This window comes from Clostridium carboxidivorans P7 (genome assembly GCF_001038625.1).
Lineage (GTDB): Bacteria > Bacillota > Clostridia > Clostridiales > Clostridiaceae > Clostridium_AM > Clostridium_AM carboxidivorans.
This window is the reverse complement of sequence record NZ_CP011803.1, coordinates 1,715,406-1,734,480: the sequence shown is the minus strand read 5'-3', so window position 1 is coordinate 1,734,480 and position 19,075 is coordinate 1,715,406. Positions and strand designations below refer to the sequence as shown.

Here is a 19,075-nt window from a genome sequence, read left to right as displayed (position 1 = left end):
TAAGGATCGCTTCATGCTATCAAATCTTTTATTTCCAATTTGCATAAACTATTTTAATATATTAATATTATAATTGATTAAATTTAAGGTGGTGAATTTATGTCAACAGTTATAGTAATTGGTGGTGGTCCTGCAGGCATGATGGCTGCAATAGCTGCATCTAAAAAACATAATACTATATTGATTGAAAAAAACGAAAAACTTGGAAAAAAATTATACATAACAGGAAAAGGAAGATGTAATGTAACTAATGCTAAAGATATAAATGATTTTTTTGATTACATACCAGGTAATTCTACTTTTTTATATAGTGCTCTTTATACATTTACTAATGAAGACACAATGAATTTTTTTAAAAATTTAGATGTTGAATTAAAAGTAGAGAGAGGAGATAGAGTATTTCCAAAGTCTGATAAATCTTCGGATATAATAAGTGCATTAGAGAAAGCTTTACGAAAAAATAATGTGGATATAAGATTAAATACAAAGATTAAAAAATTTCTATTTGAAAATAATATAATAAATGCAGTACAACTTGAAGATGGTTCAACTATTAAAGGTGATGATTTCGTATTGTGTACAGGTGGAGTTTCTTATCCTCAAACTGGTTCTACTGGTGAAGGTTTTAAAATTGCACAGGGGCTAGGACATAATGTAACAAAGCTTATGCCTTCATTAGTTCCTATTGAAATAGAAGAAGATTGGATAAAAGAACTGCAAGGTCTTTCTTTGAAAAATGTAGAATTAACTATTAAGGATAGCAAAAAGAAAATTCTTTATAAGGATTTTGGCGAAATGCTCTTTACCCACTTTGGTATTTCAGGTCCTATAGTTTTAAGTGCAAGTAGAATCATAAATAAATCTAATAATTTAAAAGCTATTATTGATTTAAAACCTGCATTATCAAATGAAGAATTAGATAAGAGAATACAAAAAGATTTTTCTAAATGTTTAAATAAAGATTTTAAAAATTCTTTAGATGAACTTCTTCCCAAAAAACTTATAAGTATAATAATTGCTCTTTCAGGAATAGATCCAATTAAAAAGGTAAATTTAATTACAAAAGAAGAAAGAAAAAATTTAGTGAATTTAGTTAAAAACCTATCATTAAATATAAAAGGCCTTAGACCTATGGCAGAAGCAATAGTTACCGCTGGAGGTGTAAATGTTAAAGAAATAGATCCTTCTACAATGAAATCTAAAATATTAAATAATTTATATTTTGCTGGTGAAATTATTGATGTAGATGCCTATACAGGTGGATTTAATATACAGATAGCCCTCTCAACAGGTTATTTAGCAGGCACTAAAATAGATGAATAAGGAAATTATTTAAATACAAGTGTTTAAATAAATATTAAGATTTAATAAGTTTTTATTTAATAAATTATGGAATAAAATAAAGGATTTTATATTTTTATATAGAATATATATAAGATATGTGTTATAAATCAAATGACAAAATATATATATTTATGTTACTTTTTAGAAAGGCGGAATGAAAATTTGAGTATTTCTGTAGCAATTGATGGACCTGCTGGTGCAGGAAAGAGTACAATAGCTAATATTATAGCTACTAAATTTAATTTAATGTATATAAATACTGGTTCTATGTATAGGGCTGTTACACTAATGTCCTTAAGGAATAATATAAATTATAAAGATGTTAATTCTGTATGTGATCTTACAAATTCTCTGGATATGTATTTTAAAGGTGAATCACTGATAGTTAATGGCGAAGATGTAAGTGAAGAAATTAGAAGCATTGAAGTAAGCAATAATGTGTCTAATTATGCTGCTATACCTGAAGTAAGAGAAATACTTGTAAAACTCCAACAAGATATAGCAAATAAATATGATGTAATAATGGATGGAAGAGATATTGGTACTGTAGTTTTAAAAAATTCTCCTCTTAAGTTCTTTTTAACTGCTAGTGCAGAAGAAAGAGCAAAAAGAAGATATGAAGAGCTTAAGGAAAAGTGTATTGTTGTAGAATATAATAACATACTAAATGATATACTAAAAAGAGATTATATAGATTCTAATAGGGAAGTAAATCCTTTAAGAAAAGCTCATGATGCTATAGAAATAGATTCTTCCAAATTATCTATAGATGATGTAATCAGTGTAATATCTGGTTACATAGAAGACTATATGAAAAATCAAATATGATTGAAGGTGATTGAAGGTGAAAATTGTTTTAGCAGATGAAGCTGGTTTCTGCTTTGGAGTAAAAAGGGCAGTGGAAGAAGCAGAAAATGTGCAAAAAAAGTATAATAAGAAAGTTTTTACTTTAGGACCTTTAATTCATAATAGTGATGTAGTTAATTACTTGAAAGAGAAAAATATATATCCAATAGAATTAGATACTATAAATGATCTAAATAAAGACGATATAGTTATAATAAGATCTCATGGCGTTCCAAGAAAAACTATAGAACTGCTGCAAAGCAAGTCTTTAAACATAGTTGATGCTACATGTCCTTATGTAGCAAATATACATAAAAAAGTGGATGAATACTATAAACTAGGCTATTCCATACTTATTGTAGGTGATAAAAATCATCCAGAAGTTGTAGGCATTAATGGATGGTGTGAAAATAAAGCAATTATATCTAAGGATGGTTCAGATTTAAAAAATTTGCCCTCAAAAATATGTGTTGTTTCACAAACCACTGAAAAACAAGAGAATTGGAAAAGAGTTTTAAGTATAATAGTTAAAAATTGCAAAGAAATTGTTGCATTTAACACTATATGCAGTGCAACTGAGTTAAGACAAAATTCCGCTGAAAAACTTTCTAAAAAAGTAGATTTTATGGTGGTTCTAGGTGGACGAAATAGTTCTAATACTACTAAACTTTATGAAATATGTAAAAATAACTGCTCAAATACTATTCATGTTGAAAATTCAGGAGAAATACCTGATGATATAATTAATTCTAAAATAAATACTATAGGTGTTACAGCAGGTGCTTCAACACCTCACTGGATAATAAAGGAGGCAATTTCAAAAATGTGCGAAGGGAAAAATCTAGAAATGAGTGAGCAGCTAGCTTACATGGAACAAAATGATAGACAAATAATAGTAGGTCAAGTAATTACAGGTACTGTAATTACAGTAAATGAAAAAGAAGCATTTCTAAATATAGGTTATAAATCAGATGGTTTACTTCCTAAATCAGAAGTAACAAAGGATGTTAATTTAAATTTAGCAGATTTAATTCAAGTTGGAAATGAATTAGAAGTTAAGGTTATAAGAAGAAAAAACGAAGATGGTTATGTAGTTTTATCTAAAATAGAACTTCAAAGAGAAAGTGCTTTTAAAGAAATTAAAGAAGCAAGTGAAAATAAAATTTCATTAAAAGTGTTAGTTAAAGATGCAGTAAAGGGAGGATTAGTTGCAACTTATAAAGGTATAAGAATATTTATACCTGCGTCACATGTAGAGCTTTTTCATGTAAATGATCTTTCTTCATATATAGGCAAAGAACTAGAAGTAAATATAATAGAATTTAAAGAAGATAGAAAAGGAAGAAGAATAGTAGCTTCAAGAAGAGAATTATTAAAATCTGAAAAAGAAGTTAAAGAAGAAGGAACATGGAATTCACTAGAAAAGGATACTGTTGTAGAAGGTGAAGTTAAGAGATTGACTAATTTTGGTGCCTTTGTAGATGTACAAGGAGTTGACGGACTTCTTCATGTATCAGAAATATCTTGGGGCAGGGTTGAAAAACCTGAAGATTCACTTAAAATAGGAAAGAAAGTAAAAGTTTATATACTTGATATAGATAAGGAGAAGAAAAAGCTTTCTTTATCTATTAAAAAGACTATAGAGGACCCTTGGACTAATGTAGAAATTAAATATCCTGTAGGAAATATAGTTCTTGGAAATATAGTTCTTGGAAAAGTAGTTCGTTTTGCTAATTTTGGTGCTTTTGTTGAATTGGAACCAGGTGTAGATGCTTTGGTTCATATATCTCAAATAAGTCACAAGAGAATAAATAAGCCTGAAGATGCCTTAAAGATAGGTGAAGAAATAAAAGCAAAAATATTAGAAGTAAATAAAGAAAACAAAAAGATAGGATTAAGTATAAAAGAAGTAGATGAAATTTAATATTTTAGAATAATTTTTGTAAAATGCGTGTAATATAAACTATAGAGCACGCATTTTTTATATACATGTTAAATAAACTCTATAGTATTTAAGAGGGATTTTTAAATAACGAGAGTTTTTTTATGCATATTATGAAAAAATACCTATATATATTGACTTTTTTATTATATTTGATAAAATTTAATTGTTATCATTTTATATAAGGGGGTAAATACGGATAATGAATGAATTAGGACGTCATATTTTAGCAGAAATTTATGGGTGTAGTTCCGAAAGTTTAAATAATAAAGAATTTATTGAAAAAGTAATGGTGGATTCTGCATTAAAGGCAGGTGCAGAAGTAAGAGAAGTTGCTTTCCATAAGTTTAGTCCTCAAGGTGTTAGTGGGGTTGTTATAATATCAGAATCTCATTTGACAATACACACCTGGCCAGAGCTTGGATACGCCGCTGTTGACGTATTTACTTGTGGTGATAAAGTAAATCCATGGGATGCATGTAATTATATGACTGAAAAATTAAACGCAAAGAATATGACCGCTACTGAGGTCAAGCGAGGAATATTTGAACAACCTGTGTCAGTTAAAGCGTCAAATATATAAGAGATCATCGATAAGATGGTCTCTTATTCGTTTAAGATTAAATAAATGTAATTAAATTTCATCTATTTTAATATATTATTGTATATATGTTTTATAGGTGGTGAAAATATAAATGGAAAATAATGATATTACGGCTGAAAATAACATGTCAAAAAAAGAAAAAAGTATGATAAATTCAGTTCTTGAAAAATATGATTTTGAAATTATAAATTATTCTAAGGTTAGAAGCGCATATAAAATAGAAACTAGCAATGGTAACGTTTGTTTGAAGAGAATAAATCATGGAAAATATAAGCCTCATAATGGGAGTTTTTTGGTAGAAGCTCTTTCAGATAAAGGATTTTTTAATACAGCTAAATATTATAAAACTAAAACTCAAGGTAAATATGTTAAATATAAAGATATATTGTTTTATGCTACAGAATGGATAGATGGAGAAGAATGCGATTTAAGTAACATGGAAGAAGCCATAACCTGTGTAAAATTATTAGCTCAATATCACAAAGCAACAAGTGGTATAGATACCACAGAACTTAAAATACGCAATAATTTAAAAAATTGGCCCAAAATTTTTAAAGATAACTTGAGAGATTTAGAAAAGTTTGAAAGGATTGTGAAAAATAAAAAAATAAAAACTGAATTTGATTCAATGTATTCTAGCTATTTAGATAATATATACCATAGGGCAATGACATCTTTAAATTTTTTAAATACTTCCGATTATTATAAGTTATCCAGACAAGCAGAAAAAAATAAAACTATATGTCATGATAGTTTTTATTACCAAAACATTATAAAAAAGAATAATCAATATTATATAATAGACTTAGATAGCATTATTATAGATCTTCATGTTAATGATTTAGGTAAACTTATAAGAAGGTTGATGTTCAAAGGTTCGTATGAATGGGATTTTCAAAAAGCCAAAACTTTAATAGAAGCTTATAACGAGGTTAATAAATTAGAAAAAAATGAATTAGAAGTAATGCTTGCTTTAATAGTTTTTCCACATAAGTTTTGGAAACTTGGTAGAAAAAGATATATCAAATATAAAAACTGGGATGAAAACAAATATATTCACAAACTAAATAGACTTATGAAATATAATGATATGCAGAATAAGTTTTTGGAAGAATATTTAAATTATATTGAAAGTTACTAACAAAATTATTAGTGAATTTGACTAAAAATAACTTAGGAATTATACTTAAAATAAGGTGTTATTAATAATTTTCAATTATGAGGATAATTAACATGTTTCAATGCGTAAGACTAAATAAAAAGAATTTCGATATTTTCAAAAAACTAAATACAAGTAATTCTAGTTTTAATTCTTTAAACAAAGATTTCTTTGAGGCTTATGATAAATGTAATTTTGCTAGCCAGATGTTTTTGAAACGAAAAGTTAAATTACTAAAAAACCAAGATGATTATATAGGATACATTTGGTTTGAGATGGAAGATAAAAATAATTGTAATATAAATTCTTTAAATGTACCTAAAGTACATAATCATTTGCCCTACAAGTTTTTAATAGATGCTATAAGACGTAATTGTACTATTTCATATTTATGTGAAAATAACAATTATAATTTTGAAGTTTTGAAGAGTATAGGTTTTCATAAAAAGGATGGAACTTTAATACTTTCATACTGTATTGAAGATCATATACCATTAATACAAAAAGAAGGCTTAGAATTTCAAATTTTTAGATTAGGTGTTGATGAGAAATTAAGATGCGATATACAAAATAAAATATTTAAAGATGATTCTAGAATACCCTTAACATTGGAAGATATATATTTTGATGAGATGCAGAATTATTACGTTCAGAATGGCTCTATATTCTTAAAAAGAAATGAGGAATACATTGGGTATGGTCAAATAATATTAGAGGATGACATGCCAGTTATAGTGAATTTTGGTATACTTGAAGAATATAGAGGATCTGGATATAGTAAAGTATTGATTAGATATCTTTTTAATATAATTAAATGCAATAATTTTACTAAAGTAAAAATAAAAGTGAAATCTTCAAATAAAGTAGCATTAAATTTATATAAAAGTTTAGGTTTTGAAATAATAGGACAAATATATAAATGGCAATTTAAAAAATAATCTCTGTTATAATACAGAGATTACTTTTTTATAATATCTTCAATTGGAACATAAGCTGATTTTAATTGAAACATGGATTCAAACTGAATTTGTTGAAAATAATTTCTATCTCCAATACATTCACATCTTATTAAATCCTTATCCTTTTCAAGTTGATCTGATTTTTTCATATCATGCATAAAATAGTCCCTCCTTTTAGGAGTAGTTTACCCTAAAAGGAGGGATTTATTAATTAATTTTTTAGATATTTTAGTAATATTTAGCAAGAACTGTGCCTAATCTCTTTACTCCTTCTACTATTTTATCCTCAGGCATACAAGAATAGTTTAATCTAAAATAATTTGGATGACCGCCATTAGGGAAGAATGAACCACCAGGAACATATGCAACATTTTCTTTTAAAGCTTCTTTTAATATTTCTGCAGCATCAAGTCCTTCTTTTAATTTAACCCATGTAAATAAACCTCCATAAGGATTTGTATGAGTTACTTCTTTAGGGAAGTATTTATCCAAACATTCAAGCATTAAAGTTCTACGTTTTCCGTAAACTTTTTTTATACTTTCGATATGTTCATCTAAATTATAAGTTTCCATAAATAATGCTGTTGCTCTTTGATCTAATGTGCTGCATTGTAAATCAGCACCTTGCTTTACTACTATATATTTTTCTAGTATTTCAGGTGCAGCACATATCCAACCTAATCTTAAACCAGGACAGAAATTTTTTGAAAATGTTCCAAGATAAATGACCCATCCTTCTTTGTCAAAGCTTTTTATAGAAGGATGTCTTGTTCCTTCAAATATAAGATCTCCATAAGGATTATCTTCGATTACAGGAATTTTGTACTCTTCTGCTAATTCAGCAACTTTCTTTCTTCTATCATCTGACATAGTAATTCCAGTTGGATTTTGAAAGTCAGGTATAGTGTATATCATTTTAGCATTAGGATTTGCTTTTAATGCTTTTTCTAAATCTTCCATTATCATACCATGCTCATCCATTGGTACTTCTACAAATTTTGGCATATATGCTTTAAATGCATTAATAGCGCCTAAATAACTAGGACTTTCACAAATAATTACATCGCCTTCATTTACAAATACTTTAGCCGAAAATTCTATTCCTTGTTGTGAACCTGTTGTCATAGCTATATCATCAGCAGTAACATTTACTTTTGCAGGAGTCATTCTTTGTTTAGCGATTACTTCTCTTAAAGGTTTAAAACCTTCTGTAGAACTATATTGTAAAGCTACTTTTCCATCTCTTTCTAAGACTTTTTGCATGATTCCTTCCATTTCTTTAACAGGAAATAATTCAGGAGCAGGTAATCCACCAGCAAAAGAAATGATTTCAGGCATTTCTGTTAACTTTAAAAGCTCTCTAATTTCTGATGCCTTTAGGCCATCAGCTCTTTCTGAAAAACGTATATCCATAAAAATCCCTCCGAAAAATTATATAATATTTGGTGTCTATATTAATATCTATTCTATAAAAAACAAAAAAATCCTTTTTATTTTATAGAAAATTGCATATTGTTTCAAACATATACTATAATTGATATAAAATTCAGCTAATTTAAAAACGTTTTCAGAGTGGACAAAATGCTTTTTTTATGTTAATAATATTACAATTTTTCATTCACTATTTTGCTGATAATAAAGATTAAATATGGTGTTTTTTAAACATTATGTATTTAAATTTAAAAAACGTTTACACAGGCTTACATCAGCTTATTTATACTAAATATTTAAAAATAAGAAAAATTTAAAATTAAAAGATGCAAATGTTTGATAATGAGTATGCTTTAATGTGAACTTATTATTAGTGAAGTAGAATTTATTTCATTTTGTATCAATGTATTTAAATTTTAAAAATTTAGTAGCTTTTTATATATATGAATAATATAAAATAGATATTAGTAAAAAAATATAGTATAATGTAAAAGGTTAAGTATACAACAATGAAATAAGTAGCATAAATGTAGAGGTGAAATAATTGAACAATGAATTAAAAGTTAAAGAAAAGAATAATAAGCTATTTTTTATAGAAACTTGGGGCTGTCAGATGAATGAAGAGGATTCTGAAAAGTTATCTGGAATGCTTAAAAAAATCGGTTATGAAAGAACTGAAGTAAAACAAGATTCTGATTTAATAATATTTAATACTTGCTGCGTAAGAGAAAATGCTGAATTAAAAGTATATGGAAATCTTGGTGCACTAAAAAAGCTTAAGGATAAAAAACCTGATTTGATAATAGCAATATGCGGATGTATGATGCAGCAGGAAGGAATGGCAAAGGAAATAGTAAAAAGATTTCCTTTTGTAGATATTATATTTGGAACTCACAATGCATATAAATTCCCAGAGTATTTAAATAGGGTAAAGCAAGAACAAAATTCCATAATTGAAATTCAAAATAAAGAAGATGGAATTGTTGAAGGACTTCCAATAGACAGAAAAAGTGATGTTAAAGCTTTTGTTACAATAATGTATGGATGCAACAATTTTTGTACTTATTGTATAGTTCCATTTGTAAGAGGTAGAGAAAGAAGCAGAAAACCAGAAGATATCGAAAATGAAATAAAAGATTTAATATCAAAGGGTTATAAAGAAATCACTTTACTTGGACAAAACGTTAATTCTTATGGTAAAGATTTAGAACCTAAAGTAAGCTTTGCAAATCTTTTAAGAAGAATAAATGAAATAGAAGGATTAGAAAGAATTAAATTTATGACTCCTCATCCTAAGGATTTTACACAGGATGTACTAGATGCTATTGCAGAGTGTGAGAATGTGTGTGAACAAGTACATTTACCTGTACAATCAGGATCAAGCAGGATATTAAAAAAGATGAATAGACATTACACAAAAGAACAGTATCTTGATTTAGTACGCAGAATAAGAGAAACGATACCTGATGTAGCTATAACTACAGATATTATAGTAGGTTTCCCAGGAGAAACAGAGGAAGATTTTGAAGAAACTTTAAGTTTAGCAAGAGAAGTACAATATGATTCTGCATTTACATTTATATATTCAAGAAGAAAAGGAACCCCTGCAGATGAAATGGAAGAACAAATAGCTGAAGATGTGAAGCATGAAAGATTTAATAGGCTAGTAGAAATAATTAATGCTTCTAGTGCTAAAAATAATAAAAAATACGAAGGTAGAATTGAAGAAATTTTAGTTGAAGACTTTAGCAAAAATGATGACACTAAATTGACTGGAAGGACAAGAACAGGTAAACTTGTTAATTTCCCTGGCAGTAAAGATAGCATAGGAAAACTTGTTAAAGTTAAAATTGTTAAAGCAAATTCATTTTCATTAATAGGGGAAGAAATTTAAAGTGGCAAGGGGATTTTATTTCCCTTGCCACATGGTTTAGAGGAGGTTTTTAATTTGGGATTAACTCCAATGATGCAGCAATATTTAGATGCAAAAGAAGGATGTAAGGACTGCATACTTTTTTTTAGATTAGGAGACTTTTACGAAATGTTCTTTGAGGATGCGGAAATAGCTTCTAAAGAACTGGAACTTGTACTCACAGGTAGAGATTGTGGACTAGAAAATAGAGCACCTATGTGTGGGATACCTTATCATGCTGCCAATAGCTATATAAGCAGACTAATAAATAAAGGATATAAAGTTGCCATTTGTGAACAACTTGAAGATCCATCTCAAGCTAAAGGAATAGTTAAAAGGGGAATTATAAAAGTAATTACTCCCGGTACATATACAGATGCTTCTTTTTTAGAAGAAAATAAGAATAACTATATAATGTCTTTATACTTAGAAAAAGAAAAAAATATGTGTGCGCTATGTTTTGCAGATGTGTCTACGGGAGAATTTAACTGCACAGATATGGACTTTAACTTAGCAACTCTGCTGGATGAAATCTCCAAGTATTCGCCAAAGGAAGTGTTGATACAAGATAATTTAGATGAAAAAATACAAAAGGATATAAAAGAAAGATTTAGTTCATCCTTTACAAGTCTTTCTGAAGAGTTTTTTATTTTAAACTCAAAAGAATTGTTAAGCAAACAATTTAGCATCTTTAAAGAAGAGGATTATAGTGAAACTTTAATCAAATGTTCAAATGGTCTTTTGAAATATATTGTTGAAACGCAAAAAACTTCATTATCTCATATTAACTGTTTTAATTATTATAATGTAGTTGACTATATGGCTATAGATATAAATTCTAGAAGAAATTTAGAGCTAACTGAAACTTTACGTGATAAAAGTAAAAAAGGATCTCTTCTTTGGGTAATGGATAGAACAAACACAGCTATGGGAGGAAGGCAACTTAGGAAATGGATAGAACAACCTTTAATAAATAGCAGTTCAATAAAATTAAGACTTGATTCTGTAGAAGAGTTATTAAACAATTTATCTGTTCATGAAGATTTAAAGGAAGCTTTAAAAGAAATTTATGATATAGAGAGATTAGTTGGAAAAATATCTTCTAAAAACGTTAATGCAAAAGAGTTGATATCTCTTAAAGGTTCCATAAAAAAAATACCAATTATTAAAAAAATGCTTTCAAATTTTGAAACTACCCTTCTTCATAATATGGGCGTTAAATTAGATGAACTACAGGATATATACGAAATATTAGATAAGGCTATAATAGATACTCCTTCTATATCTTTAAAGGAAGGTAATCTTATAAAAGAAGGATATAACGGAGAAGTTGATGAATTAAAATTAGCAAAAGCACATGGTAAGGATTGGATTGCTTCTCTTGAAAACAGCGAAAGAGAAATTACAGGTATTAAATCCTTAAAGGTTGGATACAACAAAGTTTTTGGATACTATATTGAGGTAACAAAGTCTAATTTAAGTTCTATTCCAGAAGGAAGGTACATAAGGAAACAAACTTTAGCTAATGCAGAAAGATATATAACTCCTAGTCTTAAAGAAATGGAAGATAAAATACTTGGAGCAGAAGAAAAGCTTATTAATTTGGAATATGACATTTTTATTGATGTAAGAGATAAAATAGAAAAGCAAGTAGATAGAATGCAAGAAACTGCAAAGATTATATCTGAAATAGATTGTTTAAGTTCACTTGCTACTATAGCTTTAGAAAACAATTATTGCAAACCAGAAATCAGCAGCAAGGAAGATATTTGTATTGAAGAGGGAAGACATCCTGTAGTAGAAAAGATGATATCTTCAGGAAGTTTTATATCAAATGATACTGTTATAAATACTTCTGATGAACAGCTTTTAATCATAACAGGTCCTAATATGGCAGGAAAGTCTACTTATATGAGACAAGTAGCTTTAATTGTACTTATGGCCCAAATAGGAAGTTTTGTTCCTGCTAAAAAGGCAGTAATATCTGTTTGTGATAAAATATTTACAAGAATAGGCGCTTCTGATGATTTAGCTGCTGGTAAAAGTACTTTTATGGTTGAAATGTGGGAAGTGTCAAATATATTAAAGAATGCTACCAATAAAAGCTTGATATTATTAGATGAAGTTGGAAGAGGAACTAGCACCTATGATGGTTTAAGTATAGCTTGGTCTGTAATAGAGTATATTTGCAGCAGTAAAAAACTTAAGTGTAAAACATTATTTGCAACCCATTATCACGAACTTACTAAACTAGAAAGCATAATTGAAGGTGTAAAAAATTACTCAGTGTCTGTAAAAGAAATTGGCAGTGACATTGTATTTTTGAGAAAAATAATACGTGGTGGAGCAGACCAATCTTACGGCATAGAAGTAGCAAAATTAGCAGGTCTTCCTGATAAGGTTATTGAAAGAGCAAAAGAGATACTAAATTCCATTGAAACTGAGAAAAGCAGCGATATAGATGTTAATGAAATTTCAAACAATAATATTCAAGTAAATAAAGAACATATAGCACATTCACAAAAGGAATATATAAGTGTTGATGAAGATATTCCATCTAAAAAATTAAAAGGTAACAATTTGATACTTAAAGAAAATAAAAATGTACCTCTTCAAATGGGTTTTACTGATATAGAAAAGGAAAATTTAATAAAAGAAATAAGTTCTCTTGATGTATTAAGTATGACACCTATGGATGGATTTAATAAGCTTTATGATATAATAAAAAAAGCAAAGGAGCTTAATTAGGTACGTATCAAATATAAAAACATTAAAAATAAGTAACTGGATTTTTAGTTACTTATTTTTAATAAGTCATGTAGGTGGTGAAAATAATATTTTGAAAAGAGTAAATGTATTGGATTTAGAAACATCTAATAAAATAGCAGCAGGAGAAGTAGTTGAAAGACCTTTTTCAGTAGTAAAAGAATTAGTTGAAAATAGCATAGATTCAGGAGCTAAAAATATAACTGTGGAAACCATAGATGGTGGACAGAAAAGTATAAAAGTTTTAGATGATGGAGACGGCATCCATGCAGATGATATAGAAAAAGTTTTTATGCCTCATGCTACAAGTAAAATAAAAAATATAGAGGATGTCTATAGCATAAATACTATGGGATTTAGAGGAGAAGCTTTAGCTAGTATTGCTTCTGTATCAAATACTGTTTTAAGAAGTAGAGCAGAAGAATTTGATTTTGGAAAAGAAATTTCAATAAGTGGAGGAAATATAAATTATATTAAAGATGCAGCTTGTAATTTAGGAACTACCATAGAAGTTAATGATCTATTTTTTAATGTTCCTGCTAGAAAAAAGTTTTTAAAGTCTTCTAGTAGAGAATCTGCTTATATAACAGATATATTAAATAGGTTATCACTGGCTCACAGCGATGTTTCTTTTAAGCTAATCAATAATGGAAAAAAAGTACTTACAACTTATGGTACAGGAAATTTATTAGATGCTATAAGATGTGTATATGGAAAAACCATATGTGATAATGTGCTAACCTTTGAAAGACATACAGATATAATGTCTATATATGGATACATTGGCAATTCTGAAATAAGCAGAGGAAGCAGAAACAATGAAAGTATATTTGTAAATAAGAGATACATAAAAAATAAGCTAATAACAGCAGCAGTGGAAAATGCCTTTAAATCTTTTTTGATGATAAATAAGTATCCTTTTTTTGTATTGTTCCTAGATATATTCCCGGAATACATAGATGTAAATGTTCATCCTACTAAATCTGAAATAAAATTTAGGGACGATAGAGAAATTTTTAAAATTATCTTTGACACTGTTCATGCAGCTTTAAGAGATAGTATTAAAGACTCCTTTAATATTCCTGTTGAAGAAATTAACAACGATTTACCTGATATAGGAGATAAAAATAAAGGTGAAGATAGTTTGACAAAGGATGGTTTAGGAAAAATAGAAAATAAAAAAGATTTAATACAGCTTCCTATTGATTTAAATTCAAAATGGCAGCACAATTATGAAAGTCCAAAACCTGCCCAGGATAAAAGTTATATTAAAAATCAGATACAAGAATATAATAGTAAGGATTTTCAATTATGCAAAGAAAATAACGAACTATTAAAAATAGATAGTAATTGCAAAAATGAAAATGATGAAAAGAACATTGAAATGGAAGCTAAGTTCCCTAAATTGAATGTAATAGGACAATTTCATAATACATATATATTAGCTCAATATGGAGATACTCTTTATCTTATAGATCAACATGCTGCTCATGAAAAAATACTATTTGAAAAATATAAAAATAGCATTAAAGAAAATGATGTAATAGCTCAAATTTTAATAACTCCTGTAATTATTGAATTATACCACGAAGATTTCTTATATTATACAGATAATAAAGAAATTTTTTCTAAAGCAGGTTTTAATATAGAGATTTTTGGCGATAATACAATAAGTATAAGAGAAGTACCTTTGATATTAGGTAAGCCTGATGTGAAAAATTTATTTATGGATATATTAGAAAATCTTAAGAACATGGGCTCAGGTGAAACTTGGACGATAAAGTATAATGCTATAGCTAAGCTGGCATGCAAGGCCGCAATTAAGGCTAATGATAATTTATCTAATATAGAAATGGATGCTTTAGTAGAAGATTTAAGGTTTATAGAGGATCCATTTAATTGTCCTCATGGGAGACCTACTATAATAAAATTCACATTAAATGAGTTAGAAAAAAAATTTAAAAGAATACAATAATTATGTTAAAAGATTTATTATGAAAATGCATTTTATTTTAAAGGAAGTTTTAAGTTGTTAAGCTAAATATTAACTTAACAATATGGCATCCATGAAAAAAGGGGGGGATTTTATGAAGGATTTATTTATATTAGCAGGTCCTACAGCTGTAGGTAAAACCGATATATCCATAAAACTTGCTCAAAAACTAAATGGAGAGATAATATCTGCTGATTCCATGCAAATTTACAAGTACATGGATATAGGTTCTGCAAAAGTTACAAAGGAAGAAATGCAAAATGTACCGCATCATCTTATAGATATAATAGAACCTAATGTAAATTTTAATGTTTCTGAATATAAAAAAATGGCAGAAAAAGAAATAGAATGTATAACTTCCGAAAACAAGTTACCTATGCTAGTAGGAGGTACTGGCTTATATATTAATTCTTTAATTTACAACTATGATTTTACAGAAGCATCTACAGATTATGAATACAGACAATATCTTCATAATTTAGCAGAAACAAAGGGAAAAGAATATGTACATAGCTTACTCAAAGAAGTAGACGTTCAATCTTTTAATAGATTATATCCCAACGACTTAAAAAGAGTTATAAGAGCTCTAGAAGTTTATAAACTCACAGGAAAAACCATAAGTGAATTTAATTTAGAAAATGATATATATGATATCCCATACAATGTTTATTATTTTGTACTTACCATGAATAGAGAAAAGCTTTATGAAAGAATAAATATGAGAGTAGATATTATGCTTAAAAATGGATTAATAGAAGAAGTAAAAAAACTAAAAGAAATGGCATATTCTGCTGAAATGCAATCAATGAAAGGTATAGGATATAAGGAAATTTTATATTATTTAGATAATAAAATTTCTTTAGATGAAGCTGTATATTCTATAAAAAAAGGAAGCAGAAATTATGCTAAAAGACAACTTACTTGGTTTAGAAAGGATAAAAGAGTTATTTGGATAGACAAAGATAAATTTAATGATGATAATGAAATCGTAGATAATATAGTAGATATTTTTGCATCATTAAAGAAATTATAATAATTAAAAGGAATTTATAATAATTTATAGAATATATAAAAATAAAACTTACGACGGAGGGTGTAGAGAATATGAGTAAAACAGTTAGCAACTTACAAGATATATTTTTAAATGGTGCCAGAAAAAATAAAACTGCAGTTACTATACATTTAACTAATGGCTTTCAACTTAAAGGTAATGTAAAAGGCTTTGATAGTTTTACTGTGGTTTTAGATTGTGATGGTAAGCAAATGATGATATACAAACATGCAATATCTACTATTACACCGGCTAAAACTATTTTATTTAACAATATTCCTTGTGAAGAAAACCAACCAGAAAAGTAAGAAAATAGGCATATCATTGCCTATTTTTTTTTAATGTGCTATTATAAACATTGTGTTATAGAGAATCTAATTTTTGTATGGATAAAATTAAAAGGAGCTTGATAAAATGATTGAAATGACAAAACAAAAGTTAAAGGATTATTATGGTATAAGTGATAAAGTCATTAAACTTTATGAACAAACCATAAATGATATAAAAGATGAATTTGCAAAATATGATGAAATAAGAGAATATAATCAATTAAAGGTTTTAAATGCACTACAGCAGGAGAGAATAAGCGACTCCCATTTTACTAATTCTTCAGGATATGGATATGGAGATATAGGAAGAGATTCTTTGGATAAGGTTTATGCTAGAATATTCAACTGTGAAAGTGCATTAGTAAGACCTCATTTTGTAAATGGTACCCATGCATTAGGAGCTGCTTTATTTGGAAATTTAAGACCAAATGATACTATGATGTGTATATGTGGTACGCCTTATGATACATTACATAATATTATAGGAATAAGTGGAAAAGAAAATATAGGTTCTTTAAAGGACTTTGGAGTAAATTACAAACAGGTTGATTTAACTTGTGATGGAAAATTCAACTATGATAATATTAAAAACGAATTAGAAAATGATTCTAGCATAAGATTAGTACATATACAAAGATCTACTGGTTACGGATGGAGAAAAGCTTTATTGGTATCAGAAATTAAAGAAATAATAGATTTTGTAAAAGGTATCAAACCTGAAGTAATATGTTTCGTTGATAACTGTTACGGAGAATTTATAGATATACAAGAACCTACAGATGTGGGTGCTGACTTAATTGCAGGTTCTCTTATAAAAAATATAGGAGGCGGAATAGCACCAACAGGAGGGTACATAGCTGGAAAAGAAGAATATGTTACACAAGCTTCTTACAGATTAACAATACCAGGAATAGGCGGAGAATGCGGTTCAACTTTTGGAGTTATGAGACTTCTATATCAAGGATTGTTTCTTGCACCACACGTAGCTATAGAAGCATTAAAAGGTGCTCTTTTCTGTGCAAGAATAATGGAGCTTTCTGGCTTTGAAGTACTTCCATCCTATCGAGACAAGAGAAGTGATATAATACAAGCTATAAAGTTTAATGACAAAGAAAAATTAATAAACTTCTGTAAAGGCATTCAACAAGGATCTCCAATAGATTCTTTTGTACAGTGCGAACCATGGGATATGCCAGGTTATGCTGATCAAGTAATAATGGCAGCTGGTGCTTTTGTTCAAGGTTCATCTATTGAACTATCTGCAGATGCACCAATAAGAGAGCCTTATATAGCTTACCTTCAAGGTGGTCTTACTTTTGATCATGCCAAAATAGGTATATTAATTGCTCTTTCTAAAATAATTTAATGTTAATTAGGATAAACATAAAAATAGTACCTCATATATAATTGGATATGGGTACTATTTTTATTATGTGTGAAAATATAATTTTAATAATTTCTATAAAGTCCAACCAGTTTACCTAGAACCTGACAATTAGGTACAATTATCGGATTCATAGTTTTGTTTTCGGGTTGGAGTCTTATATGGTCTTTTTCTTTGAAAAACCTTTTAAGAGTAGCCTCATTATCTATTAACGCAGCAATGATATCACCATTTTCAGCAGAATTGGTCTTCTCAATTATACAAAAATCACCATTTAGTATTCCTGCATCAATCATGCTTTCTCCACTAACCTTTAACATAAAAAGTTCTTTATTGCTTTTTACATAATCTACAGGTAAAGGAAAGGTGTCTTCTATATTTTCTACTGCTAAAATAGGCATACCTGCAGTAATAGTGCCTATTATGGGAACGTTTATCATTTCTTTTCTGTTCAAAGAATTTTCTATTACTTCTATAGTCCTGGGTTTTGTAGCATCTCTTTTTATAAGACCTTTTTTCTCTAATCTTTCCAAGTGGCCATGAACTGTAGATGTAGAACTTAATCCAACAGCTGCACATATTTCTCTTACAGAAGGTGGATAACCTTTTTCTTTAATTTGTTCCTTTATGAATTCGTAAATTTCCATCTGTTTATTGCTTTTGCGTCCTGACATAAAAACACCTCTCTAAACACCTTTATTTATCTGAATTATATCATATAATGCTATATTTATCAAACTTATGTTCTGTGATTTTTTTGCTTATGTTATTTATTTTTACAAAATTGCCAAAAACGTTTGATGATCAAATTATGGCAGTTCTAAACAAAAATAACTTGGAATTTAATTTATATTGTGTATAATAGTATTTAGGCTTTAAATTATTAAGCGCCAAATATAATATTTTATGTTGAAAAGGGAAGGAATTAATTGATGAATAAAAAGTGTATATTTAACTCTAATAAAGATTGTACTAATTGTGGGGAATGCGATAGATGCGATTTAAATGCAAACAAGAAATGTACTAATTGCGGCAAATGTTTGGAGTTAGAAGGCTATGATATGAAGGCAATAAAAGTTGATGAAATATTAGAAGATAAAATTGATACAGAAGAACTTCAACAAGAAAACGAAAATCATTATCATTTACATGACGAAAAAAGTGAATGTACTTCTAAAGAAGATAGCAATTTAGAAGATGATAAATTCGAAAATATGGATGATAAGATAGAATATATAGACGATATAGAAGGCTTGAGAGAAATTATCGAAGATGAAGGTGCTTTTAAAGATTTGACCTATGAAGAATTCCCAGGACTTATAAGATTTAAAGGTGAGGAGAGGGAATAGAAATAA

Annotated in this window: 16 protein-coding genes; 13 read left to right on the top strand and 3 right to left on the bottom strand. The window is 28.1% G+C overall.

All coding sequences use genetic code 11. From position 1 onward, the window contains the following. Positions 1-99: 99 nt before the first annotated feature. From Ccar_RS07500 to Ccar_RS07475, 6 genes are all read left to right on the top strand, one after another. Positions 100-1,323, top strand: coding sequence for a BaiN/RdsA family NAD(P)/FAD-dependent oxidoreductase (locus Ccar_RS07500; protein WP_007061042.1), 1,224 nt, complete (start codon positions 100-102; stop codon positions 1,321-1,323). Positions 1,324-1,506: 183 nt separating this feature from the next. Continuing rightward, complete coding sequence (gene cmk / locus Ccar_RS07495; RefSeq protein WP_007061043.1) at positions 1,507-2,172, top strand: (d)CMP kinase; 666 nt, start codon at positions 1,507-1,509, stop codon at positions 2,170-2,172. Between the two features lie 16 nt (positions 2,173-2,188). Next, on the top strand, positions 2,189-4,114 hold the full coding sequence (locus Ccar_RS07490) for a bifunctional 4-hydroxy-3-methylbut-2-enyl diphosphate reductase/30S ribosomal protein S1 (RefSeq protein ID WP_007061044.1): 1,926 nt from the start codon (positions 2,189-2,191) through the stop codon (positions 4,112-4,114). 220 nt (positions 4,115-4,334) lie between these two features. After that, positions 4,335-4,715: an adenosylmethionine decarboxylase gene (speD, locus tag Ccar_RS07485; RefSeq protein WP_007061045.1), complete on the top strand. Its 381-nt coding sequence runs from the start codon at positions 4,335-4,337 to the stop codon at positions 4,713-4,715. 112 nt (positions 4,716-4,827) lie between these two features. Then, positions 4,828-5,877: a CotS family spore coat protein gene (locus tag Ccar_RS07480; RefSeq protein ID WP_048030004.1), complete on the top strand. Its 1,050-nt coding sequence runs from the start codon at positions 4,828-4,830 to the stop codon at positions 5,875-5,877. Positions 5,878-5,969: 92 nt separating this feature from the next. Next, the gene (locus Ccar_RS07475; protein ID WP_007061048.1) at positions 5,970-6,833 is read left to right on the top strand and encodes a GNAT family N-acetyltransferase; all 864 of its coding nucleotides are present in this window, start codon (positions 5,970-5,972) and stop codon (positions 6,831-6,833) included. A gap of 20 nt (positions 6,834-6,853) precedes the next feature. Here the strand turns inward: Ccar_RS07475 and Ccar_RS26995 are convergent, their stop codons facing one another. Continuing rightward, the gene (locus Ccar_RS26995; RefSeq protein WP_007061049.1) at positions 6,854-7,012 is read right to left on the bottom strand and encodes a hypothetical protein; all 159 of its coding nucleotides are present in this window, start codon (positions 7,010-7,012) and stop codon (positions 6,854-6,856) included. A gap of 70 nt (positions 7,013-7,082) precedes the next feature. After that, the gene (locus tag Ccar_RS07470) at positions 7,083-8,267 is read right to left on the bottom strand and encodes an aminotransferase-like domain-containing protein (protein ID WP_007061050.1); all 1,185 of its coding nucleotides are present in this window, start codon (positions 8,265-8,267) and stop codon (positions 7,083-7,085) included. A 631-nt stretch (positions 8,268-8,898) separates the two neighbouring features. On the opposite strand from Ccar_RS07470, the gene miaB reads away from it, so the two are divergent. From miaB to Ccar_RS07440, 6 genes are all read left to right on the top strand, one after another. Next, the gene (miaB, locus tag Ccar_RS07465; RefSeq protein WP_156184614.1) at positions 8,899-10,179 is read left to right on the top strand and encodes a tRNA (N6-isopentenyl adenosine(37)-C2)-methylthiotransferase MiaB; all 1,281 of its coding nucleotides are present in this window, start codon (positions 8,899-8,901) and stop codon (positions 10,177-10,179) included. Between the two features lie 54 nt (positions 10,180-10,233). Continuing rightward, positions 10,234-12,945 carry a DNA mismatch repair protein MutS gene (mutS, locus tag Ccar_RS07460; RefSeq protein WP_007065229.1) on the top strand — a complete coding sequence of 904 codons (2,712 nt, stop codon included), beginning with the start codon at positions 10,234-10,236 and terminating at the stop codon, positions 12,943-12,945. A gap of 91 nt (positions 12,946-13,036) precedes the next feature. Then, positions 13,037-14,938: a DNA mismatch repair endonuclease MutL gene (gene mutL / locus Ccar_RS07455; RefSeq protein WP_007061054.1), complete on the top strand. Its 1,902-nt coding sequence runs from the start codon at positions 13,037-13,039 to the stop codon at positions 14,936-14,938. Positions 14,939-15,050: 112 nt separating this feature from the next. Continuing rightward, positions 15,051-15,989: a tRNA (adenosine(37)-N6)-dimethylallyltransferase MiaA gene (gene miaA, locus Ccar_RS07450; protein WP_007065228.1), complete on the top strand. Its 939-nt coding sequence runs from the start codon at positions 15,051-15,053 to the stop codon at positions 15,987-15,989. 71 nt (positions 15,990-16,060) lie between these two features. Next, positions 16,061-16,315 carry an RNA chaperone Hfq gene (hfq, locus tag Ccar_RS07445; RefSeq protein ID WP_007061057.1) on the top strand — a complete coding sequence of 85 codons (255 nt, stop codon included), beginning with the start codon at positions 16,061-16,063 and terminating at the stop codon, positions 16,313-16,315. Positions 16,316-16,421: 106 nt separating this feature from the next. Then, a complete protein-coding gene (locus Ccar_RS07440; RefSeq protein WP_007061058.1) occupies positions 16,422-17,702 on the top strand; it encodes a methionine gamma-lyase family protein in 1,281 nt (426 codons plus the stop codon). 83 nt (positions 17,703-17,785) lie between these two features. Here Ccar_RS07440 and lexA read toward each other — a convergent pair whose 3' ends face one another. Further along, complete coding sequence (lexA, locus tag Ccar_RS07435) at positions 17,786-18,394, bottom strand: transcriptional repressor LexA (protein WP_007061059.1); 609 nt, start codon at positions 18,392-18,394, stop codon at positions 17,786-17,788. A 258-nt stretch (positions 18,395-18,652) separates the two neighbouring features. Here lexA and Ccar_RS07430 point away from each other — a divergent pair, with 258 nt between their 5' ends. Beyond that, positions 18,653-19,069, top strand: coding sequence for a hypothetical protein (locus tag Ccar_RS07430; RefSeq protein WP_007061060.1), 417 nt, complete (start codon positions 18,653-18,655; stop codon positions 19,067-19,069). Positions 19,070-19,075 lie beyond the last annotated feature (6 nt).